Here is a 23,588-nt window from a genome sequence, read left to right as displayed (position 1 = left end):
AACAGTGTCAGTCGTCGACCGTTGAGAACACAAAGGAGAATTCAGCCGGTTGAACCCGCAGCCGGTACTGCGGCAGCACGCCGGGACCGCACGACTGCGAGCCGATGCCCTGCTGACCGTGGTCGAGGTTGACCCAAACGGTGTCGCCCGGCGTGAGGTCGGTCAGGTGCCGGGCCGCGTCCAGCTGCTCGGTCGTCCACTGCCGCGCGGTGAACCAGAACTCCGGGTCGCCCTCGAACCGCAGGTCTCCGACCTCGGCCCAGCGGACGTCGGCGCGGGCGCCGTTCTCCTGCGGGCGCACGTACGGTGTCTGCAGGTCCTCGACGGTCGTGTCCCACAGGAGTGTCTTCGCCGCGGCCCTGGTGTCCGGGTACGCCTCGCCACCACTGCCGAACCACGTCACGTTCTCCCCGAACGACGCCGGCAGCCCCAGTCGGATGCCGAGCCTGGGCAGCGGCACCGTCCAGTCGCCCTCGGGAGCGACCGAGACGGTCAGGCGCAGCCGTGTCCCGTCGGACGTCCACCGGTACACGGTGCGCAGGCCCACCTCCCGGGCGGCCGGTGCCACCCGGGTCCGTACGGTCAGCGCGCCGTCCGTCAACTCCACCGCGTCCAGCCGGTGTTGCATACGGTGCAGGCCCAGCTTGCGCCACTCCACGCCGTTGCGGACGCCGTCCTGCCAGGACGCGCCGTCGTCGTTGTCGGTGGTGGCGCGCCACACGTCCAGGCGCAGGCCGGTGACCTCCGTCGTGCCGATGGTCCGCAGCGCGCCGGTGCGGGCGTCGAAGGAGCCGGGGCCGAGGGTGATCCGGTCGCTGTCGGCCGCGGGCCGCGCGCCGGTGGCCGCCGGAAGGGGCCCGCGCGGCGTGACGGTCTGCTGCGCCCACGCCACCTCGTGGCTGCGGCCCGCCCAGGCAGTGTCCTCGGCGAGCAGCGCGCGGACCGTCCACTGGACCTCCTCGCCCTGACCGTCGGGCGCGGTCGCCGGCAGCTTGACCTCGGCCGACTCCCCTGGCGCGAGCGAGGGCACGGTGAGCCAGTGCGCACCTGTGGGAAATCCGTCCACCTGGTACGAGAACTCGAACGCCAGGTGCGAGAGGTCGGCGAAGTCGTACGCGTTCGTCATCCGTACCGTGCCGTTCGTGCCATCGCCCTCGATACGGACCGGCTCGATGACCTTCTTGTACTCACGGAGCCCCGGTGAGGCCCTGCGGTCCGGGAAGAGCAGCCCGTCGCAGACGAAGTTCCCGTCGTGCAGCTCCTCCCCGAAGTCACCGCCGTACGCGAAGCCGTACCGCTCGTCCTTGACGCCGTGGTCGATCCACTCCCAGATAAAGCCGCCCTGGATGCGGTCGTGCGCCTCGAAGATCCGCTGGTAGTCGGCGAGTCCGCCCGGGCCGTTGCCCATGGCGTGCCCGTACTCGCACTGGATGAACGGCAGTTGGCGCCGCTTGAGCGGACCGCCGTCGAGGCCCTTCCCGATCCGCTCGACCTCGGCGTGGTCCGCGTACATCCGCGAGTACATGTCCGTGTCGCGGCAGTTCCAGTCGCCCTCGTAGTGGATGAGCCGTGAGCGGTCACGGCCACGGATCCACTCGGCCATCGCGGTCAGCCCGCGCCCGGTGCCCGCCTCGTTGCCCAGAGACCAGATGACGATCGACGGGTGGTTCTTGTCGCGCTCGACCATGCGGGACACCCGGTCCAGGAGCGCCGGTGTCCAGCGCTCGTCGTCCACCGGGTTGTCCCGCCAGGCCTGTTCGGTGAAGCCGTGGGTCTCCAGGTCGCACTCGTCGACGACCCACAGCCCGTACTCGTCGCACAGGTCGAGGAAGGCCGGGTGCGGCGGATAGTGGGAGGTGCGCACGGCGTTGATGTTGTGCCGCTTCATCAGCAGCACGTCCTCACGCATGGTCTCCAGGTCCAGGGCGCGGCCGGTCTCGGGATGCCACTCGTGCCGGTTGACGCCCTTGAACAGGACCGCCGTTCCGTTCACCTTGATCAGGCCGTCCGCCAGCTCGACCGTACGGAAACCGATCCTGAGCGGCACCCGCTCGCCCTCGGTGACCAGCGTCCCGTCGTACAGCCGGGGAGTCTCGGCGGTCCACGGCCGGACCGGCACGGTCACCGACTCGCCCGTCGCGACATCGATGTCCAGCTCGGGCACGGTCACCCGCCCGTCGACATCGGAGTCGACGCGCAGGGTCCCGGTGCCTTCGAGATGGTCGTACGAGGCGTGCACGAAGAAGTCGAGCGCGCTGCCCGCCGGCCGGTGCAGCAGCGTGACGTCCCGGAAGATGCCGGGCAGCCACCACTGGTCCTGGTCCTCCAGGTACGAGCCCGCCGACCACTGGTGCACCCGGACGGCGAGCACGTTCCCCGACGCCTTCAGGAGGTGCCCGACCGCGAACTCGTGCGCCAGCCGGGACCCCTTGAACTCACCGATGTCCGTCCCGTTCAGCCACACCCGGGCACACGACTCCACCCCGTCGAAACGGAGCACGGCCCCACCGTCCGTCGGCCAGCCGTCCGGCAGGTCGAAGACCCGCAGATGGTCGCCGGTCGGATTCTGAGTCGGCACCCGCGGCGGATCAACCGGGAACGGATAGAGGTGGTTGGTGTAGATCGGCGCCCCGAAGCCCCCGTCACCCTGGAGGACCCAGTGCCCGGGGACCCGCACCTCGGGCCAGTCCCCGGCGTCGAACCCCTCGGCGGCGAACGACTCGTCCTCGGCATCGGCCGTCGCCGACAGCCGGAGACGCCAACTGCCGTTCAGGGAAAGGGAATCGGCGTCCGAGGAGGCGTACCACGCCCGGGGCGGCAGCGCGCCGCTCCCGGGCGAGACGTCCTCGACATAGCCGACGTCGGAGGAATGGGTGGTGCGCAAAGACATCGTTCTCCTTGGTCAGCCCTTGATGCCCGTCTGTGCGACCCCCTGCACCAGCCAGCGCTGGAGGAACAGGAACACGAGTACCAGGGGCAGGATCGAGATGGCGGTGGCCATGAAGATCAGGTGGAAATTGACGGTCTGGTTGGTCATGTACGAGGAGAGCGCGACCTGCACGGTCCACGCCTCCTGGTCCTGGCCGATGACCAGCGGCCACAGGAAGGCGTTCCAGCCGCTGATGAAGGTGATCGTCGCGATCGCGGCGAAGAAGTTCAGCGAGTTGGGCACGACGATGCGCCAGTACGCACCCCAGTACCCGAGCCCGTCCACGCGCGCCGCCTCCTCCAGTTCTTTGGGGAACCCCAGGAAGTACTGCCGGAACAGGAAGCAGGTGAAACCACTGAACAGCCCCGGAACGATGAGACCTTGCATACTCGACACCCAGCCGAGCGACGAGACCAGCACGAAGCTCGGTACGAAGGTGACGGCGGCCGGGACCATCAGGGTCACCAGGACCGCGTAGAAGATCTTGTTGGCGTGCTTGTAGGGGATGCGGGCGAGACCGTAGCCCGCGAGCGAGCAGACCAACAGCGTGCCGATGGTGTGCAGGACGCCGACGACCGTCGAGTTCCACAGGGACTGGGCGAACGGGACCGTCGGGTCGTCGAACAGTTCAGTGACGTTGCCCCACTGGATGTCGGTCGGGAACCACTTCCAGTTCTCGCCGGTGATCTCGGCGTCCGTGGACAGGGCGTTGCGGACGATCAGGTAGAAGGGGATGAGGAAGAGCAGCGCGCAGACGGCGGTGGCGAAGTAGAGCCCGGCGCTGCTGAATACACTCCGGCCCCGCTTCCTGCGCGGGTCACGCGTCTTCCGCGCGGCGCCGGCCTCGACCGGTTCGCGTACCTGGGTGGTGGTCGTCACTTGGTCTCCTCCCCCCTGCCGAAGCCCATGAACCTGCCCTGGAGCAGCGTCACCGTGCAGATCAGCAGGGTCAGGATGACCGCGCCCGCACTGCCGGCGCCGTAGTCCTGGTCGTCGCCGAGGGCCGTGTAGTACAGCTCGACGAGGGGCGGGCGGCCCCAGGTCGTCTTCGCCAGCAGGTTGAAGAACTCGTCGAACGCCTGGTACGCGGCCACGAGCAGCAGCAGGATCACCGCCGTCGAGGTGGCCCTCAGCTGGGGCAGCGTGATGTACCGGAAGGTCTGCCAGCCCGGCTTGGCGCCGTCGATCGCGGCGGCCTCGTACAGCTCCGGCGGGATGTTCTGCAGGGCCGCCAGGAACAGGATCATGTAGAAGCCGGCCTGGAGCCACAGCCGTACGGTCACGATGACCAGCCAGTACCAGGGCGGGTTCGGGTTGGCCAGCCAGGCGATGTTCTCGACCCCGAACCAGCTGAGGACGGTGTTCATCATGCCGAAGCGGACACCGCTGAAGATGGACATCTTCCAGATCAGCGAGGCGGCGACGAAGCTGCACGCCGTCGGCAGGAAGAAGACGGACCGGAAGAACGCCTTCATGAAGCGCAGCCGGTGCACCATCAGTGCCAGCCCGAGCGACAGCGCCCAGGTGACCGGCACGATGATCGCGGCGAACACGGTGAAGGTGACGAGCGACTTGGTGAAGTCGCCGTTCGTCAGCATCAACTTGTAGTTGTCGAAGCCGATGAACTTGTCGGGTGTGACCGTGTAGCGCGCCTCGAAGAAGCTGAGCCAGGCGCTCCATCCGATGGGTATGTAGACGAAGATCACCAGGCCGATGAGGAACGGGCCGGTGAAGAGCCAGAAGTTGAACGTGCTGCCGCCCATGCCCCGCCGCGGCTTGGTCTTGGAGACCTTGGCCGGGGCGGGGCGCGTGGCGTCACGCGTCGTGGTGGTCGACATGTCGCTACCTGTTGTCCGTCGGCCTATCCGAAGAGCTTCTTGAGTTCGAGGTTGACCTTCTTGTCCGCGGCGTCCAGGGCCTTCTCCGGGTCCATGCCCTTGCGGACGGAGTTGGCGATCACTTCTTCGAGCGCGGTGATCATCGCCTGGGTCCAGGAGATGTTGTCGAAGCGTCCGTAGTCGGTGAAGAGCTTGACTCCCTCAGCGGGCAGGCCCGACTTGAGCTTGGTGGCGGACTCGGCGATCGAGGTGCGCGGCGGGATGTGGAAGCCGTAGCTGAGCGCCCAGTCCTCCTGGTACTCCTTCTGGTCGATCCAGAGCCACTTCACGTACTCCTTGGCCAGGTCGACGTTCTTGCCCTTGGCGTTGACGAACATGGACCAACCGCCGTTGTAGACCGCGGGCTTGGCGCCGGAGGCGGCCGAGGGGAAGGGGAATATGCCGAGGTCGTCGCCGAGGGCCTTCTGCATCACGGGCATGGCCCACATGCCGCACCACTGGATGGCCGTCAGCCCCTGGACCAGCGCGGACGGGTCCCAGTAGTCGGCGGGGGCGTCCAGGAGCAGGTGGCCGCTGGTGAACATCTTGCGGTACACCTTCAGCGCCGCGGCCACGTCGTCGGTGTGGTAGGCGATCTCGTTCTTGGCGTTGAGCTGGTCGGCGCCGGCCGCCCAGACCAGGGCGTAGTTGGTCGACACCATGCTGTTGCCGAGGAACAGGCCCTTGACCTTGTCGGTGGTGAGCTTCTCGGCGGCCTCGGCGAGCTCTTCGAGGGTCTGGGGCACTCCCACGCCCGCCTTCTCCAGCACCGACTTCCGGTAGTAGAAGAACTGCGGGTCGTCGATCATCCGGACGCCGTAGACCTTGCCGTCGACCGTGTGGGACTTGATGTCGGCCGGATTGAAGTCGTCCTTGACCGGAGCGATGATGTCGTCCAGCGGCGCCACCTGGCCGCTCTTGATCATCTGAAGCTGCGGGTGGAACTCGAAGACGTCGGGCGCGTTGTCGGTGAGCAGCGCCGAGAACAGCTTGCTCTCGAAGTTGTTGCCCGTGATCCACTGGGTGGTCACGCGGGCCTCGTCGTAGGCCTTCGCGTACCTCTTGATGGCCTCCTGCGTCCCGGCCTCCCCGTACGCGTGGAAGTACTGCACCAGGCCCTTGCCCGAACTGCCGCCGCCCTCACGGCCGGTGTTGCCGCCGCAGGCGGCCAGCGGACCCAGCGCGGCGAGCCCCGCCGCGGCTCGCAGTACGGATCGACGGTCCCAGTTGCTGTTGCTCAGTGCCGACATTCTGACGTCCTTGTCTCGAGTACGGCTGCGGCTCGAAATCGCTGTGCGGTGGCGGGACGTTAACCTTCGGCTAATGCTTCGGCAAGGGGTTGGACGAAGTCTGTTAGAAGCGTTGTGCCCCGTCCGGAATACCGGACGTGGCAGAGCGCCGACGTCAGGAAGACGGCGCTGTACGGCTCTTCGTGGGGGAGACACGACGAGGGGCGGAGGCCTTGCCGCCGACGGGTCTCAGGCCCACCGAGCTGAGGGCACCCTCCAGCGCGAACGTCGCCGCGCCCAGGCACACCGGGTCCGTGGGAATGGGGGAGAGGACGATCTCGGTGCTGGCCAGCGGCCGTCTCAGCGCGTGCCGGGCCACGGCCTCGCGGACCTCGTACAGCAGCGGCTCGGCGAGCGTGGCCGCGACCCAGCTGCTCAGCACGACCACCTCGGGATTGAGGAGGTTCACCAGGTCGGCGATGGCGGCGCCGAGATAGCGCGCCGTGTCCTGGACCACCTCGGTCGCCACCGGGTCCTGCGCGGCGACCCCGCGGGCGAGCGCGTTGATCGTCGCGGTCTGGTCCTCGGGATGCAGCAGAGCGCTGTCCGGGCTCGACTCGCGGAGATTCAGCATGATTCCGGGCGCCCCGACGTACGTCTCCACGCACCCGTGGTTGCCGCAGTGGCACGGCCGCCCGTCCAGCACGAGCGTGGTGTGCCCCCACTCGCCGGCGCTGTTGCTCACCCCCCGGTGCAGCCCGCCGCCCAGCACGAGCCCGGCACCGACGCCCGTCCCGAGGTTCACCACCACGGCGTCCCCGCGACCGCGTGCCGCCCCGAACCACAGCTCGGCGACCGCGCAGGCGCGCAGCGGATTGTCCAGATACAGCGGATACGCGATGTGCTCGGCGAGCAGGTCGAGCAGCGGCACGTCGTGCCAGTCCCAGTTCGGCGCGTACTCCGAGACACCGGCCTCGCGGTCCACCTGGCCCGGCACGCTGACCCCGACCCCGAGCACCCGGGCGCCCTCGATACCGGCCTGTGCCACCACCGAGCCGACGGCCGAGGCGACATGCCCGACGACCTGCTCCGGACGGATCTCACCGGGGCGCATGTCCTCGTCGGCACGGGCCAGCACTCCCAGCGCCAGGTCGAACAGCTCGACCCGGACGTACGTCTCCGCGATGTCGACGCCGATCAACGCGCCCCCCGACGCGTTGACGGCCACGAGGCCCCGCGGGCGGCCACCCGCGGAGTCCTCGAACCCGACCTCCGTCAGCATCCCCAGGTCGAGCAGCTCACCGACCAGCGTGGCGATCGTGGCGAGGCTCAGCCCGGTGGCGGCGGCCAGCTCCTGGCGGGACGTGGGTGAATGGGCGATGATCTGGCGCAGCACCCCATAGCGGTTCGCGGTGCGGATGTCGCGTGATGTGCGCTTCACCAGAATGTGCCCCCCGGTCCCTCCAGGCCATGGCGGGGCCCGACGGCCCCGGCGCGGCGCAAGGCTATGACCGTCCGGGGACTTTCGACAAGGGGTTAGGAAAGGGGCTGTACAAAGTCCCTGCCGCTCACAGTCGGCAGAGTGGGGATCGAGCCGTCCGTCACCCTTCCGTCACCCGCCCAGCACCTCACCGACGAACGCGTTGCGGAACGTCCCCGTCGGGTCCAGCTCCGCGGCCAGGTTCCTGAACTCCGCCAGCTGCGGATAGCGTCCGCGCACCACCGGTGCCGCCATCGTGAACACCTTGCCCCAGTGCGGCCGCGGATCGAACGGCGTCAGCGCCTCCTCAACCCGCCGCACCACGGGCAGCACGGCCGCCGTGTTCTCGACCCACGTGAAGTGGAAGGCCACCGTGTCCCGCCCGTACGCCGGACTCAGCCACTGCCGGTCGGCCGCGACCGTACGCACCTCGCAGACCTGCAGCACCGGCGCGATCCTCTCCCGGATCGCGTCGAGCGCACGCAGGGCACCCGTGGCGTGCGGGCGCGGCAGCAGGTACTCCGACTGGAGCTCCGCGCCGCTGCTCGGCGTGAACTCGGGCCGGAAATGCGGCAGTCGCTCGTGCCAGGGCCCGGGCACCCCGAACTGCTGGGTGCAGTTCCCGGCCGGCATCCCCGGCACCGGGTGCATCGCCTCGGTGGCCGGCTCGGCCCACGGAAACCCGTCCCACGGAACATCCGTACGCCGCTTGACCCACGCCTGGACGAAGCCCGACCGCCGCCAGTCGGTGAACAGACTCACGCTGTACGCCGACGCCGACACCGTCTCGAAGTCCAGTTCCGTGAGCGGCAGCCGGCCGAACACATGCTGGGCGACCTCGAAGTCGGGCTCCAGGTCGAGCGTGAGCGCGGTGACGACACCGAGTGCGCCCAGCGAGGTCACGGCCCCGCTGAAGCGGGGGTCACCCCGGCCGATCGTCAGGGCCGATCCGTCGGCGAGGACCAGCTCGACCTCCCGTACGGGCGCGGCCAGCGAGCCGTTTGCGTTCCCCGAGCCGTGCGTGCCGGTCGCCACCGAACCCGCCACCGAGATGTGCGGCAACGAGGCCATGTTGGGCAGCGCGAACCCCCGTTCGTGCACCGCCCGGGCCAGCTCCGCGTACCGAACCCCGCCCGCCACTCTGACCGTACGGGCCGCGGCGTCCACCTCGACCGACGGCGGCAGCCCCGTCAGCGAGAGGAGCGCACCCTCACTGCCCGGGTCGGCGATCTCGTTGAACGAGTGCCCGCTGCCGAGAACCCGCACGCGACCGGCACGCGAGACGAGCGCCCGCAACGCGTCGAGCGACCGCGGCCGCTGCAGCTCCTTGACGGAGTACGTGATGTTCCCCGCCCAGTTGGTCAGAGCCTCTGCCATCCGTGGGTCCTTCCCGGAAGTTCTCGGTGACCGGTGAGCCAGCCACATTGGAACTTACCTCGCCCATTCCGACTCAGGGGCGCGGGGAACTGCGCGACCAGCCACAACCAACCCGCACCCACCCACTCACCGTCGGACCCTGTCCAGCGCCGTCGGGCCCCGGTCCATTGACCCTCTCGCTCCGCGAGACCTACCGTAGAGACCGGTTGCTATAAACGCGTCACCGATCCGGAAGGCCACCCCACCTTGCGCCCACGCCCCGCCGCGCTCTTCGCCATGACAGCCGAGAACGTGCCCCACATCTTCCCTCCGGACGTACTGGCCCGCCTGGGCAACGCGGTAGAAATCGATCCCACTCTCACGGCCGAGAACTTCACCGACCCCCGAGTACGGGACGCACTCGCCGACACGGAGATCCTGATCACCGGCTGGGGCTGCCCCCACATCGACGAGGCGGTCCTGACCGCCGCCCCCAGGCTGCGGGCGATCCTCCACGCGGCCGGCTCCGTCAAGGGACTCACCTCGCCCGCCGTCTGGGAACGCGGCATCACCGTCTCCTCCGCGGCCGGCGCCAACGCCCTCCCCGTGGCGGAGTACACGCTCGCCATGATCCTCCTGGCGGGCAAGGACCTCTTCGCCCAGCGCGACCGCCTCCGCGCCCAACGCGCCTTCCCCTACGGGGAGATCATGCCGGGCATCGGCAACTTCGGCCGCCGCGTGGGCGTCGTCGGCGCCTCCCGGATCGGCCGCCGCCTCATCGAACTGCTGCGCCCCTTCGACCTGCGGGTCACCCTCGCCGACCCCTACGTCGACGCGACGGAGGCCGCCGCCCTCGGCGTACCCCTGCTGCCGCTCGACGACCTGCTGGCCACCAGCGACATCGTCACCGTCCACGCCCCGCAGACCCCCGAGACCCTCCACCTCATCGGCCGCCGCGAACTCGCCCTGATGCGAGAGGGATCCGTGCTCGTCAACACGGCCCGCGGCGCCCTCCTCGACCACGACGCCCTCGTCGAGGAGCTGCGCGCGAACCGGCTCAGTGCGATCCTCGACGTCACCGATCCGGAACCGCTGCCCGTCGACTCGCCGCTCTTCGACCTGCCGAACGCGTTCATCACCCCGCATCTCGCCGGCTCGCAGGGCAACGAGGTGGCCCGGCTCGGTCTCGCCGTCACGGAGGAGGCCGAACGCCTGCTGTCCGGACGGGAGTTGGCCCACGCGATCGACCACGCCGTACTGGAGCGCACCGCATGACCTCGATCCTGGCCCCGCGGGCCGACGCCACCGCCCCGGGCGAGCCCCTGCACCACTTCTGGTCCGTGTGCACCGGCGCGGGCCGCGCCGCCGAAGGCCTGCGCGCCTCCTGGCAGGAGCAGTTGCGCCAGGTCGCGGAAGGCTGCGGCTTCCGATACGTACGCTTCCACGGCCTCTTCCACGACGACATGTTCGTGTACCGGCTCGGCGAGGACGGACAGGCGGTCCTCAACTTCCAGTACGTGGACGACCTGTTCGACCGGATCCTCGACGCGGGCGTCCGCCCCTTCGTCGAACTCGGCTTCAGCCCAGGGGACTTGGCCCGCGAGAAGGCCACAATCTTCTGGTGGGGCGCCCACGGCTCCCCGCCCACCGACCTGGTGGCCTGGGCGAGCCTGGTCTCCGCGACCGTCCGCCACTGGGTCGCCCGGTACGGGATCGACGAGGTCCGCCAGTGGTACTTCGAGGTGTGGAACGAGCCGAACCTCGCCCCGTTCTTCCGCGGCACCCGAGCCGAGTACTACGACCTGTACGCGGCAACGGCCCACGCCCTCAAGGCAATTGACCCCGACCTGCGCGTCGGCGGCCCGGCCACCAGCAACTTCGTGCCGGACGCCCGCTTCGACGGTGACACCGAGGACAGGAGCGGCCACGTCACGGTCACCGCCGACAACCTCGACGCCCTGGAGTGGCGGCCCGTCTGGCTGGAGCACTTCCTCGACCACTGCTCCCGCGAGCGGCTGCCCGTCGACTTCGTCTCCTGCCACCCGTACCCCACGGACTGGGCGCTCGACGACCACGGCCAGGGCGCCCACTACACACGCGGCGCCGACGCCACCCGCAGGGACCTCGCGACGGTCCGGGACATCGTCGGCAAGAGCCCGTTCCCGGACGCCGAGATCCACCTCACCGAGTGGAGCTCGACCCCCTCCTCCCGCGACCACACCCACGACCACCCGCAGGCTGCGACCTTCGTCGTCCGGGCCAACCTGGAGTCGATCGGCCTCGTCGACTCACTCGCGTACTGGACGTTCACGGACGTCTTCGAGGAGATGGGCGCCGGGGACACCGCCTTCCACGGCGGCTTCGGACTCCTCAACCAGCAGGGCATACCCAAGCCGACGTACCACGCCTACCGGTTCCTGCACGCGCTCGGCGACGAACTCCTCGTGCACGAGCCGGGCACGGTCGTCACCAGGGAGGCGGCCTCCGGCCGGATCACCGCCCTCACCTACCACTACCCGGCCGAGATGCCGCTCGCCGTGCCCCTCTCGACACCGGACCGCACGGTCGCCGAGCGGACACTGGCCCTGGGCACCCCCGTCCTGTACACCCTGAGCCTCACCGGACTGTCGGCCCGCGCCGCCTTCACCGTGGAGATCCTGGAGCCCGGCAGCGCGGCCGGCGGAGACACCCTCGCCGCCTGGCGCGAGCGCGGAGCACCCGAACCGCTCTCCCGCGAGGACATCGCCGCCCTGCGACGGGCGGCCCCGCGCACGGAGACCGTACGGGCCGACGCGGCGGGCGAGCTGACGTACGAACGGCAGCTCGCGCCCTGGTCGGTGGTGCTCGTACGGCAGGACGACGGGGGCCCGACCAGCGCGTACGAGAACCCGGCCACCCCATAGGGTGGCCGGTACAGAGCAGGGGAGGGGATCCCACCGGTGGCCAAGAAGACGGAGCCCGTGATGGGCAATGACGCCTCCACGGTCCGGGACGTCGCCGCACGGGCCGGCGTCTCCGCGTCGACCGTCTCCCGGGTCCTGGGCGGCACCTACCCGGTCGCCGCGAGCACCCGCGCCCGGGTGCTCAAGGCGATGCGCGAACTCGACTACGTGGTCAACGCGCACGCCCGCGCGCTCGGCGGCTCCACCAACAAGACGGTGGCGTTCGTCGTCGACGACGTCACCGGCCCCTTCTACGCCCACATCGCACGCGGTGTGGAGGAGCAGGCGTCCGCCGAGGGCAGGCTCTGCATGCTGTGCACCACGCACGGCGATCCGCAGCGCGTCCTCGCCGTCGTCGAGACCATGCGCGAGCAGCGGGCCGACGCCGTGATCGTCGTCGGCGGAGCCTGGGAGGACAAGGCCTACCAGGACCGTATGACGCACTTCGCGCACGCCCTGGACCGGGTGGGTTCGCGGCTCGTGCTCGTCGGCAGGCCGCCGCTCGGCCCGGGGGTGCCCGCCACGGTCGTCGAGTACGACAACGAGGGCGGCGCCTTCGCGATGACCACCCATCTGCTGACCTCGGGCCATCAGCGCATCGCCTACCTCGGCCGGGTGCCGGGCCTGTCCACCAGCGGGCAGCGCCTCAGCGGCTTCCGGCGCGCCCACGAACTGCTCGGACTCACCCCGGACCCGAAGCTGATCCTGGACGGCACGTTCAGCCGCTCGCACGGCTATCAGGGGGCCCGTCAACTCCTCGCGTCCGGCGCCGACTTCACGGCCGTGTTCGCGGGCACCGACATGGTCGCGGCGGGCGCGCTGCAGGCGCTGCGCGAAGCGGGCGTGAGCGTCCCCGACGACGTGTCCGTCGTCGGCTACGACGACGTGCCGCTGGCCCTGGACCTCTTCCCGGCGCTCACCACCGTCAACGTCCCGCACGAGGAACTGGGCCGCGCGGCCGTCCGGCTGGCCCTGCACCGCGAGGAACTCCCCGGCAGCCAGCACCTGGTGCTCGGCACCCACATCGTCCTGCGGGACTCGACACGGCGACCCGGGCACTGACTCTCCCCGGCCGGCACGAGGCCCCGGGCACCGATCTTCCCCGGCGGACGCGGCGATCCGGGCACCGATTTCCCCGGCCGGCACGGCGGCCCGGGCACCGACTTCCCCCGCCCGTCCCTGACTTCCCGGTTCCACCCCTCCCCGCGGCAGCCTGCGCGCTTCTCTGGACAACCGGTCTCTAGAGAATCGGCTGTCCGGTAGGCACCCATTTTCCGGTTACTCGTTCGAAATCCCGTGCAATTCCGGGTGAGTTGGCCCGGTTCCCCAGTTTTCTCTGCCCGATGTCTTGCCGACGTCCGGGACCGGTTCTAGCTTCCATAGAGACCGATTTCTATGGCGCCCTCGGACGGCAGAACCCGAGCGGCGGACGGTCCCCCCTGTTCCAGTCCCCTCAGGAGCCGCCATGCCCCAGCCCCGTGTCCCGCACCGCGCGACCCTGTCCGTCGCCGCGCTCGCCACCGTGCTCGCCCTCACCGCGACCGCCTGCGGCGGTGGCTCCGACGACTCCTCGGACCAGTCGAAGGGGCCGGTCACGCTGGAGTACTGGAGCTGGTCGGAGACGAAGAACGTCGACCCCGTGGTGGCCAAGTTCAACAGCACACACCCCGGCATCAGGCTCAAGTTCGTCAAGCAGGCCGACAACCCGGGCACGGCACAGAACCTGCGCAACGCGGTCGCCGCCAAGAAGGACGTCCCCTGCCTGGTGCAGAACTTCGGCGAGGTGCCGAGCCTCGTCGGCGAGGGCCTGCTGAGCAGCGTCGACAAGGAACTCAAGCCGTACCTCGACCGGTTCAACCCGGCCGCCCTGCCCAGCGTCCAGGCCGGCGGCACCTACTACGCCGTCCCGACCGGCTTCAACCCGACCTTCATGATGATCAACCGCTCGGTGTACGACAAGTACGGCGTCGACGTTCCCAAGACCTGGGACGACGTGATCGCCGCGGGCAAGAAGCTCAAGAAGCACGGTGTGTACGTCATGAACCTGGCCGGCGAGGACCCGTCCACCCTGGTCAACCTGGTCCAGCAGGCGGGCGGCACCTGGTACGAGCAGAAGGGCGACAGCTGGAAGATCGACTTCCTGTCACCCGAGTCCCTCAAGGCGGCCGACATAGTCCAGCAACTGGTCGACGGCGGCCTGGTCGCCAACCAGACCTACCAGGACCGGCCCGCCCTGATCAGCTACTTCGATTCCGGGAAGATGGTCTCGCTGCCCACCCAGACCTGGCAGCTGCAGAACTACGAACTGAACTACAAGAAGTCCCTCGGCGACTGGCAGCCCATCGACCTGCCCCAGTTCTCCGACGCCACGGAATTCACCACCCCCTCCTACAGCGCCAACAACGGCGTACTCGTCCCCAAGGGCTGCGAGCACGTCAAGGAGGCCGTCGAGGCGGCGGTGTGGATGAAGACCGACAAGGCAGGCATCGACTCCACCTACCAGAAGGACACCAAGCAGTACGAGTGGCCGGGCGCAGTCAAGGACGTCACGCCCTGGGTCGACTCGGTGGTCACCGACAAGCTCTTCGGTACCCACAAGTCCGAGGCCCGCGGCGTGATCCTCAAGTCCGTCGAGCACGCCAGGAGCAACTGGACGGTCGGCCCCAACTACACCGGTGTCTTCGCCGAGTTGCAGGACCAGTGGGCGAAGATCGTCACCAAGAAGATGACGGTGAAGCAGGCCCTTGAGCACCTCCAGGAGTTCACGGTCGACGACCTGAAGTCCAAGAACATCAACGTCGAGGGCTGACCCATGGCAGCCGTCACCGAACCGCCGTCCCGGGCCGCGCGCCTGGGATGGCGGCGGATCATGGCCCTCAAGGGCGCCTCGTTCACGGTCCCCTTCTTCCTCGGGTTCCTTTTGTTCACCGTGACCCCGCTCGTCATGGCGCTCAAGGAGAGCCTCTACAGCGAGAAGGGCTCCGGGCTCGGATTCGGCGAGAAGACCGTCGAGTTCGTCGGCCTCGACAACTTCGTCGAGGGCTTCGGCGACGGCCGCTTCTGGGCCTCGATGCTCCGCGTCGGCCTCTTCGCGGTGATCAGCATCCCGGTCATCCAGATCGCCAGTGTGGGGCTCGCGCTGCTCCTCGACGCGGCCTCGCAACGCGTCGCCGACCGGTTCCGTATCCCACTGCTGATCCCGTACATGATCCCGGGCATCGTCGCCACCCTGATCTGGATCTACCTCTACAGCCCGGTCGTCGGCCCGCTCACCCCCTTCTTCGACCTCTTCGGCATCGACGCCAACTTCTACGGCGGCGAGCTCATCTGGGTGTCCATCGGCAACCTGATGGCGTGGAGCGGGATCGGCTTCAACATGCTGATCGTGTACTCGGCGCTGCGCTCGGTCGACGCGAACGTGTACGACGCCGCCCGCATCGACGGGGCCTCCGAGTGGCGGATCGCCTGGTCGATCAAGGTGCCGCTGGTCCGCCGCTCCCTGGTCCTCACCACCGTGCTCAGCATCATCGGCACGCTGCAGATCTTCAGCGACACGATGCTCTTCAAGTCCATGGCGCCGGAGACGGTCACCCGCGACTTCACCCCGATCATGGCGATCTACGACTGGGCCTTCCAGCAGGGCAACTTCAACTACGCCTCCGCCCTCTCGATCATCCTCGCCCTGGTCGTCGGCACCGCGTCCGCACTGTTCTACCGACTCACGAACAAGGCGCCCACGTCATGACTGCCCCCAGCAGCAGGCCCACGACCGCTGTCCCGGCCGCGCCCCTCCACGTCGCGCGGCGCGAGCCCGCCGCGGCGGGCGCGGGCGGTGTGTCCGTTCCTCGGCCCACGAGCGAGGTCTCCCCTTCATGACCGCAACCATCGACCGATCCACGACCACACCCCCGCGCCCGAAGCGCGGCGCCACCGCCTCCCGCGAGGGAACCGGCCCCGTCCGGCACAGCCGGCGGACCAAGGCCCTGGTCCTCGGCGGAGTCGTGCTCTTCACCCTCTACTCGCTGGCCCCCGTGTGGTGGCTGATCGTCTCGGCGACCAAGAACCAGTCCGACCTCTACACCACCAACGGCCTGTGGTTCTCCGACCTGCACTTCACCGACAACCTGAAGGCGCTGTTCACCTACCAGGACGGCATCTTCCTCAAGTGGCTGTGGAACACGCTCTACTACGGAGTCGTCGGCACCGCCGGCATGACCCTGGTCTGCGTCGCCTGCGGATACGGCCTGGCGATGTACCAATTCCGGGGCCGGGGCGTACTGATGGGCTGCATCATCGGGTCCTTCCTCGTCCCGCACGCACTGCTCACCATCCCCTCCTTCCTGCTCTTCACAGACCTGCGGATGGTCGACACCCCGTCGGCGATCATCGTGCCGAGCCTGTTCAACGCCTTCTCCGTCTACCTCGCCAAGGTGTACGCGGAGGGCGCCATCCCGCCCGAACTCCTGGAGGCGGCCCGCATCGACGGCGCGGGGGAGTACCGCATCTTCTTCACGGTCGGCGCCCGCCTCATGTCCACGGGCGCGGCGACGATCTTCCTGCTCGGCTTCGTCGGCTCCTGGAACTCGTTCTTCGGACCCCTGGTGTTCCTGCGTACGCCGGAGAAGTGGACCGTGATGGTCGGCCTCTACTCCTGGCTGAAGGTCAAGGTCGACACGTCCGCCGACCTGACCGGCATGGTGGTCGTGGGCTCGCTGCTGTCCCTCATCCCCATGGTGATCCTGATGATCTCGATGCAGCGCTTCTGGCGCTCGGGAGTCACGCTCGGCTCCCTCAAGTAACACGAGCCCCGCGTGGCCGGTCGTAGCCGACGCGGCCGCCCCTTCCCCTCCCCATTTCTCCCTTCCTCCCCCTTCCTCGTCCCCCTTTCGCCGCTGTGAGGATCCCGCATGTCCGTCACCAGAAGATCCGTCCTGGCCGGTACCGCCGCCGGCACCGGTGCTCTCGCGCTGACCGGCTGGTCCTGGACCGCCGCCGAACAGGCGTCCGCCGCGGGGGCCGAGGAGGCCGAGGGCGCGAGACGCCTCGACCTCGTCGACTTCGGCGACCCCGACTCCGAGACGGCGCACGGCTTCCACGCCCCCGACTCCGCCGCCGTCGACGGCAACGCGGGAGACCGGGCCCGAGTCGCCGAACCGCTGGCCACCCCCGACATCAAGACCGGCGACCTCCGCTTCACGATGCGGGTCGATCCCCTCCACCAGAACTACCTGACCGTCAAGTTCTGGGGCGGGGACACCTCCCCGTACAAGACGATCGCGTACATCAACGGCGAGCAGATCGGCTACCGCCGCTCCGGCGACTACGAGGCGCTGAACACCGGCACGAACCGCCCGCTGCCCGGCCGCTTCTTCTACGCCACGGTGATGCTGCCACTGGAGCACACCAAGGGCAGGGAGCAGGCCGAGATCACCCTGCGCACCTACGACGCCGCGTTCACCGCCAAGGTCACCGCCGACTCCCGCGGCTACTACCGCGCGTACACCCACACGGGCGCGTACCTCGACGTGAGCGACGACCCGCAGGCCGACTTCACACCGCCCACGGACACGGTCGCGGACCTGTCAGAGGCGCAGAAGCAGGCACTCGTCGACGGCTATGTGGCCGGCCAGGCGAAGCTGTTCAACGACCACTCGGCGAAGATCGACGCATCGGCGACGGCCAGGCTCAGCATCGTCCGCTACGAGGACGAACTCCGCTTCTACGCCTCGGCGTTGACCCAGGCCGGCTGGTGCCCGGCAAGGACCGCCGCCGACCGGCGGACGGCCCTGCTGCGGGTCTTCAAGTGCGTCGACAACCACACCAAGGACTACTACGCCGACACGAGACTCCTGGCCCGCGGCGGCCACCAGGGCGACTGGGGCGGCTACTACGGAGCACTCGGCGAGGCCCTCTACATCGTCGAGAACCTCATCGCGGACAAGGACGTCCTCGGCCGCGATGCCTTCGAGACGTTCCTGGACGAGCCCTTCACCACAGGCACCAGCGAGAGCATTACCTCTCTCAAGGACGTCGACTTCGACGGCTCACCACTGACCCGCCGGGCCGCCTGGGGCCGCGTCCTCAAGGCCAACTTCGACTACGCACGCTCGCGGCTCTCGTACATCTACAACCAGGTGATGTACACGTACGAGGGCGCCTGGGAGGCCCACGAGGGGCTGCGGGTCATCGGCTCGGAGTTCTACGAGGGCAAGGCGCGCAGCCACCGCATCGCGGGCGAGGCGCTCGGCTGGCTGCCGTTCCTCGGCGAGGAGGTCCTCGTCGGCCCGGACGGCCAGGACCTGGACCTCTTCCACTCGCTCTTCCACCACGACACCACGGCCCGATGGACGGACGACTACATCAAGTACGTCATCAAGGGCCTGGCCAAGTCCAAGCTGGACAAGGGCGGCAACGTGGTGCGCCGGCTGCCCCTCGGCAAGCACTACACCACGATCACCGAGGCGGGCCACACCCGCGAGAACGGCTACGTCGCCAACTACGGCGAGGCCACCAACTACCTGCCCGAGTGGTTCCACCGCACCTGGGGCCACAAGGGCGACGAGGACCTGAACGACCGCATCCTGGAGATCGCGCTGCGCAACCTGCACGCCCGCTCCCTGGCCCGGATGACCGACCTCGACGACAACCTCAAGCGCACGATGCGCATGGAGATGGTGATCGACGAGCGCAACACCAACTACCCGGGCTTCCCAGGCTATGTACTGCGCATCTCCGAGGGCCGGATCCTCAACTACGTCTCCCTGGCCCGGCACATGGCAGAACACGCCGACCGGTACACCGCACGCCGCTGGGCCACCACGCGCGCGTACGCCCGCGAGGCGGTCGGCTTCGCCCAGCAACAGCTCGCCGACCACCAGTACTTCAGCTCGTTCGCCTCCGTCACCGGCAAGAACAAGTACGACCTCACGCTCGGCGAGACCTACGCCTACCTGAAGGCCCACGGGCCGACGGGAATAGTCCATCCGCACACGGACTTCGCCCACTACACGCCCGCGGAACTGACCGCACTGGCCGTGAACCGTGCCCACTACGAGCGCTTCGCCTGGGTCGACGTGGACTGCATGTTCGTATCGCTCAGGGACGGCGACCTCCACCTGTGGGCCCAACTCAACGAACGCCAGCGGGGGTTCGCCCGCAACGGCCGACTGCACGTCCGGCAGGCGAACCGCGACCACATCGTGCAGATCAGCACCAACGCACGCTTCCAGTACGAGGACTACTGGGCCCGCATGGACAACATCGACGTCGACTTCATGGAGGACCAGCAGACGGGCGACTCCGCTGCCCTCCAGGCCCTGGCGGGCGAAATCGCCCCCATCACCTACCAGCCGGGCGTCGGCACGGTCCACCGCGAGAACTTTGAGGCGGACCACGCCTATTCGGGCTACCCGGACCTGCTGACCGCCCGCTACGGCCGCTACTTCTTCGTCTTCAACACGACTCGCAAGATGTACGGGAACGAGCGGTCGTACGAGGTGGAGTTGCCCTCGGCCACGGGCCGTACCGGCTCGACCGGTTCGACCGACAGGGCGGTTCTGGACCTGGTGAGCGGAAAGGAACTCCCGGTGCGCGGCGGCAAGGTGAAGGTCCCGCCGAAGACCGGACTGGTACTCAAACTGCCAACAACCGTGGACGCCGAACTCCCGCCCGGACACGTCGACTTCGTGCACACCCTCCCCGGCGACGGAGCGGTCACGGTGACCTGGCAGACGACCGCGGGCGCCGCGCACTACGAGGTGCGACGGGCGACCCGACAGCAGGGCCCGTACAAGGTCCTCTCCTCGAAGGAGACAGGCCGCCACTTCACGGACACCTCCGCCCACCCCGGCGAGACGTACTTCTACACGGTCACCGCCGTCAACAGCCAGGGCCCAGGCTGGACTTCGCACACCATCCGAACCGAACTCCCGAAGCCCGCCTCGCCCGGCCTCAGAAACTCGGGCTGGCGCGACGACGCCCTGCGCAAGGCAAGACCGGGCAGCACGGCGGTACGCGGCTCGACGATACGAGTGCTCGGCGCGCGCGGCGACGGACTCGGCGAGGGCGACGACTACAAGGTGCCCTCCCGCGAAATAGAGGACCAACTCCACTACGTGAGCCGCCCGTTGGCAGGCAGCTTCTCCCTCACCGCCCACGCCACCGGGTCGCGCGGACCACTCACCGGACTGATGCTCCGCGACCGGATCGCTGCCGACACCCGCCACCTGTTCTTCGGCGCGGACAAGGACGGACAGCTCGTCTTCCACAACCGCACCCGCGACAGCCGCCACGACTGGCAGGACGACCTGCGCTCGCCCATCACCCGTCGGCTGGACGGGCAGACCCTGGCCGCGACGCCGTACCTGCGGATCGTCAGGGACGCGGGCAGTCACCGTGTGCACGGCCAGGTGTCCGCCGACGGCACCACCTGGCTGACTGTCGCGACACTCTTCACACCCTTCCCGTACGCGGTCCACGCGGGCTTCGCGGCCACGGGTGATGCGGAGTTCACGAAGGTGGCGGTGAACACCCTCGGCGCGAACGCGCTCCTGCTCTCCGTCGAGCGCGACGCCGACACCGCCACCGTCCGCTGGAACAAGCCCGACGACGCCCTGACCTTCACACTCTCCCGCTCAACCACCGACGGGCAGTGGGAGGTTCTGAAGAAGGACACACGCGAGTACACGTTCGAGGACAAGAACCTGCGCCACGGCACCCGCTCCTACAAGGTGACGGCGGCCCTGGTCGGCGGCGGCACCCGCGACTCCGCGGTGGCCGTGGCGGTCGCCGAGACCTTCGCCCAGGTCCTCGCCCGGGCACGGCAGACGGACGCCGCCGAGTGGACGAGGAAGTCGTACGCGGCCTTCACGGCCGAACTCGACCGCATAGAGACGATGACCGGCGACCCGGAGTCCGCCCGAGTGGACGCCGTCTACGCGGCCCATGAACTCCTGCTCTCCGTCGACACGTTGCTGCGCAAGTTCCAGGTCACCCCGTCCATGGTGGTGGCCTCCACCACCCAGTGGCCCGGCACGGGAACCAAGGAGGCCGCCGGCTGGCGGGCGTTCGACGGCGACCCCACGACCTACACCGACACCACGGCCGCCGAGAGCTGGATCGACATCGACGCGGGCGCGTCGGGCCCGATCACCGTCGATCGCATCCGTCTGTACCCTCGCGGCGATCAGTTGACCCGCGCCAACGGCACGGTGTTCCGCGGCTCCGACGAGGCCGGGGCCGACTGGACGGACTTCCACACGGTCAGTGGGGTCGATACGGCCCGGTGGTACGAGTTCCGGCTCGCCGAGCAGGTGTCGTACGAGCGGATCCGTGTGTACGACGGGCACAACGGGCGTTGCAATGTGGGGGAGGTGGAGTTCTGGTACCAGCTGCCTGATGAGGGGTGAATCCTGCGGGTCGTCCGTGGCTGGTCGCGCAGTTCCCCGCGCCCCTTAGGGGGCGAGGGGCGTGGACCACTCCTGTACGAGGGACGTCAGTTGCCGGGGGCGTTCCTCGTGCAGGTAATGGCCGCAGTCCTCGAAGACCACCACCCGGGAGCCGGGTGGGGCGAGCGTGCCGCGCTCGAAGTTGGCGGCAGCCGGTGTGGCGTACACGCCCAGTACGGGACAGTCGCGGCGCGCCAGGTACGCGCGGGTTGCAGGCCGCAGGCCGAAGGCGTCCGGGGCCAGGTACATGCCGTCGCGGCACTGAGCCAGCACCTCCGGGTCCATGGCAGCCATCAACTTCCGCTGCCGGTCGCGCAGTTGGTCATGCACCCCCGGCCGGAAGGCACTGTCCACGAAGCGGGCGGCCCACTCCGCTCCCGCCCTCCGCAGCTCCTCCTGCTCCCGGGGAATGCGCAAGGCCTCCGACTCATCCGCTCCATACGCCGGGTCGACGACCACCAACGCGCGTACGAGATCCGGGTGTTCGACCGCGAGTGCCGTGACCGCCTGGGCGCCCATCGAGTGGCCGACGGCGATCACCGGGCCCGGGTCCAGCCGGCCCAGCAGGTCAGCCAGGTCGGCGGCGAAGTCGCGCGGGCTGTAGCCGGTCGGCGGCTTCGGGGATCGGCCGTGGCCCCGCAGGTCGGGGACGATCACGCGGTGTCGCCAGTACGGGAGGGTGGGCGCCCAGTCGTCGCCGTCGCCGCCCCATCCATGAACCAGGAGGAGGGCCGGGCCAGTGCCGGGGTGGTCCGTGTGGTGGAGGGCTACCGGTGGGGAGGTGCTGGTCACGGAGGTGACTCTAGACGCGGCCCGGCCACCGGGAGGGACCCGGCACCACGGTTCCGGGAGGAGGGGCATACCGTGAGGAGTCGAGCACAGCAGCCGGGAGTACCGGGAGCTAGGAGGACGGGATGGGCAGCCGTACCGCGCTGGTCGAGGACCTGATGGAGAGGTTCCCGCACGTACCGCGGGAAGCCGTCTTCAAGGAGGACCTGCTCCGTGGGGGCGTGGCCTTCGACGACTCCGCACTCAGCGACAACGAGGACGGGGACGTCAAACCGAAGTCGTACTTCATCTTCTCCTTCGACCACGGCACGCTGCCCGAGCTGGGCGCGGCCGCACTGCGCCGCCCGCCGGAGGAGATCATCCTCACCGGCGGCCCGTACGACCTGCGCCGGACCGTGGTGTCCGTGCGAGTGAACCCGTCGTCGCCGTACCGGGTGGCAGCCGGCGAGGACGGCGTGCTCGGCCTCTACCTCGACGGGAAGCGGATCTCGGACGTCGGGGTCCCGCCGATGCCGGAGTACTACCGGCACAAGCTCTCCAACGGGAAGTCCGTCATGGAGGTGGCCCCGACGATCCAGTGGGGCTACCTGATCTACCTGACCGTGTTCCGGGTGTGCCAGTACTTCGGCGCCAAGGAGGAGTGCCAGTACTGCGACATCAACCACAACTGGCGTCAGCACAAGGCGGCGGGGCGGCCCTACACCGGCGTCAAGGACGTGGACGAGGTCCTGGAAGCCCTGGAGATCATCGACCGCTACGACACGGCGAAGGCGTCCACCGCGTACACCCTCACCGGCGGCGCGATCACCTCCAAGCTCCAGGGCCGTGACGAGGCCGACTTCTACGGCATGTACGCCAAGGCCATCGAGGAGCACTTCCCGGGCAGGTGGATCGGCAAGGTCGTCGCCCAGGCACTCCCGCGTGACGACGTGCAGCGCTTCAAGGACTACGGCGTGCAGATCTACCACCCCAACTATGAGGTGTGGGACGAGTACCTCTTCAAGATGTACTGCCCGGGCAAGGAGCGCTACGTAGGCCGCGACGAGTGGCACAAGCGGATCCTCGACTCGGCGGAGATCTTCGGCGCGCGCAATGTGATCCCCAACTTCGTGGCGGGCGTGGAGATGGCGGAGCCCTTCGGCTTCACCACGGTCGACGAGGCCATCGCCTCCACCACCGAGGGCCTGCGCTTCTTCATGTCGAACGGCATCACGCCCCGCTTCACCACCTGGTGCCCGGAGCCGACGACCCCGCTGGGCAAGGCGAATCCGCAGGGCGCGCCGCTGGAGTACCACATCCGGCTCCTTGAGGCCTACCGCTCCACGATGGAGGACTTCGGGCTCTCCTCGCCGCCCGGATACGGCCCGCCCGGGCCGGGCAACGCGGTCTTCTCGGTGAGCTCGTTCATGGACAGCCTGCCGGCGAACGAGGTGACGGAAGAGGTGCCCGCAGTCTGAGGGCACGGGGCGGATGGGGACGTACGGCAGTTCCAGTGACAGTCGGTTGAGTCATTTGGGGCTGCCGGGACGTACAACTGGTG

Annotated in this window: 15 protein-coding genes; 8 read left to right on the top strand and 7 right to left on the bottom strand. The window is 68.9% G+C overall.

All coding sequences use genetic code 11. The features are described 5' to 3' along the window. Positions 1-7: 7 nt before the first annotated feature. The 6 genes from QF035_RS13940 to QF035_RS13915 form a co-directional block, all read right to left on the bottom strand. Complete coding sequence (locus QF035_RS13940) at positions 8-2,890, bottom strand: glycoside hydrolase family 2 TIM barrel-domain containing protein (RefSeq protein ID WP_307520578.1); 2,883 nt, start codon at positions 2,888-2,890, stop codon at positions 8-10. Positions 2,891-2,902: 12 nt separating this feature from the next. Further along, positions 2,903-3,808: a carbohydrate ABC transporter permease gene (locus tag QF035_RS13935; protein WP_307520577.1), complete on the bottom strand. Its 906-nt coding sequence runs from the start codon at positions 3,806-3,808 to the stop codon at positions 2,903-2,905. After that, complete coding sequence (locus tag QF035_RS13930; RefSeq protein WP_307520575.1) at positions 3,805-4,767, bottom strand: carbohydrate ABC transporter permease; 963 nt, start codon at positions 4,765-4,767, stop codon at positions 3,805-3,807. Before QF035_RS13930 ends, QF035_RS13935 begins: the two co-directional genes overlap by 4 nt. 23 nt (positions 4,768-4,790) lie before the next feature. After that, positions 4,791-6,056 carry an ABC transporter substrate-binding protein gene (locus tag QF035_RS13925; protein ID WP_307520574.1) on the bottom strand — a complete coding sequence of 422 codons (1,266 nt, stop codon included), beginning with the start codon at positions 6,054-6,056 and terminating at the stop codon, positions 4,791-4,793. Between the two features lie 154 nt (positions 6,057-6,210). Further along, positions 6,211-7,476, bottom strand: coding sequence for an ROK family transcriptional regulator (locus QF035_RS13920; RefSeq protein ID WP_307520572.1), 1,266 nt, complete (start codon positions 7,474-7,476; stop codon positions 6,211-6,213). A 171-nt stretch (positions 7,477-7,647) separates the two neighbouring features. Then, positions 7,648-8,892: an FAD-binding protein gene (locus tag QF035_RS13915; protein WP_307520571.1), complete on the bottom strand. Its 1,245-nt coding sequence runs from the start codon at positions 8,890-8,892 to the stop codon at positions 7,648-7,650. Between the two features lie 246 nt (positions 8,893-9,138). Between QF035_RS13915 and QF035_RS13910 the strand changes: the two genes are divergently transcribed. From QF035_RS13910 to QF035_RS13880, 7 genes are all read left to right on the top strand, one after another. Continuing rightward, complete coding sequence (locus QF035_RS13910) at positions 9,139-10,146, top strand: hydroxyacid dehydrogenase (RefSeq protein ID WP_307520569.1); 1,008 nt, start codon at positions 9,139-9,141, stop codon at positions 10,144-10,146. After that, positions 10,143-11,774 carry a GH39 family glycosyl hydrolase gene (locus tag QF035_RS13905; protein WP_307520568.1) on the top strand — a complete coding sequence of 544 codons (1,632 nt, stop codon included), beginning with the start codon at positions 10,143-10,145 and terminating at the stop codon, positions 11,772-11,774. The genes QF035_RS13910 and QF035_RS13905 overlap by 4 nt, the downstream gene beginning before the upstream one ends. A gap of 36 nt (positions 11,775-11,810) precedes the next feature. Then, on the top strand, positions 11,811-12,875 hold the full coding sequence (locus tag QF035_RS13900) for a LacI family DNA-binding transcriptional regulator (protein ID WP_373466645.1): 1,065 nt from the start codon (positions 11,811-11,813) through the stop codon (positions 12,873-12,875). 403 nt (positions 12,876-13,278) lie between these two features. Then, entirely contained in the window at positions 13,279-14,622 is a 1,344-nt protein-coding gene (locus QF035_RS13895) for an ABC transporter substrate-binding protein (RefSeq protein ID WP_307520567.1), read from the top strand. Positions 14,623-14,625: 3 nt separating this feature from the next. Beyond that, a complete protein-coding gene (locus QF035_RS13890) occupies positions 14,626-15,558 on the top strand; it encodes a carbohydrate ABC transporter permease (protein ID WP_307520566.1) in 933 nt (310 codons plus the stop codon). A 127-nt stretch (positions 15,559-15,685) separates the two neighbouring features. After that, on the top strand, positions 15,686-16,612 hold the full coding sequence (locus tag QF035_RS13885) for a carbohydrate ABC transporter permease (protein ID WP_307520565.1): 927 nt from the start codon (positions 15,686-15,688) through the stop codon (positions 16,610-16,612). A 108-nt stretch (positions 16,613-16,720) separates the two neighbouring features. Beyond that, the gene (locus QF035_RS13880) at positions 16,721-21,220 is read left to right on the top strand and encodes a Tat pathway signal protein (protein WP_307520564.1); all 4,500 of its coding nucleotides are present in this window, start codon (positions 16,721-16,723) and stop codon (positions 21,218-21,220) included. 45 nt (positions 21,221-21,265) lie between these two features. Here QF035_RS13880 and QF035_RS13875 read toward each other — a convergent pair whose 3' ends face one another. Next, on the bottom strand, positions 21,266-22,051 hold the full coding sequence (locus tag QF035_RS13875) for an alpha/beta fold hydrolase (protein WP_307520563.1): 786 nt from the start codon (positions 22,049-22,051) through the stop codon (positions 21,266-21,268). A 122-nt stretch (positions 22,052-22,173) separates the two neighbouring features. On the opposite strand from QF035_RS13875, the gene QF035_RS13870 reads away from it, so the two are divergent. Continuing rightward, on the top strand, positions 22,174-23,505 hold the full coding sequence (locus QF035_RS13870; protein WP_307520562.1) for a radical SAM protein: 1,332 nt from the start codon (positions 22,174-22,176) through the stop codon (positions 23,503-23,505). The last annotated feature ends 83 nt before the right edge of the window (positions 23,506-23,588 follow it).

The sequence above is a fragment of the Streptomyces umbrinus genome, assembly GCF_030817415.1.
Taxonomy (GTDB): domain Bacteria; phylum Actinomycetota; class Actinomycetes; order Streptomycetales; family Streptomycetaceae; genus Streptomyces; species Streptomyces umbrinus_A.
Note: the sequence above shows the minus strand (reverse complement) of the source record. Positions and strands in the feature narration are given on the sequence as shown.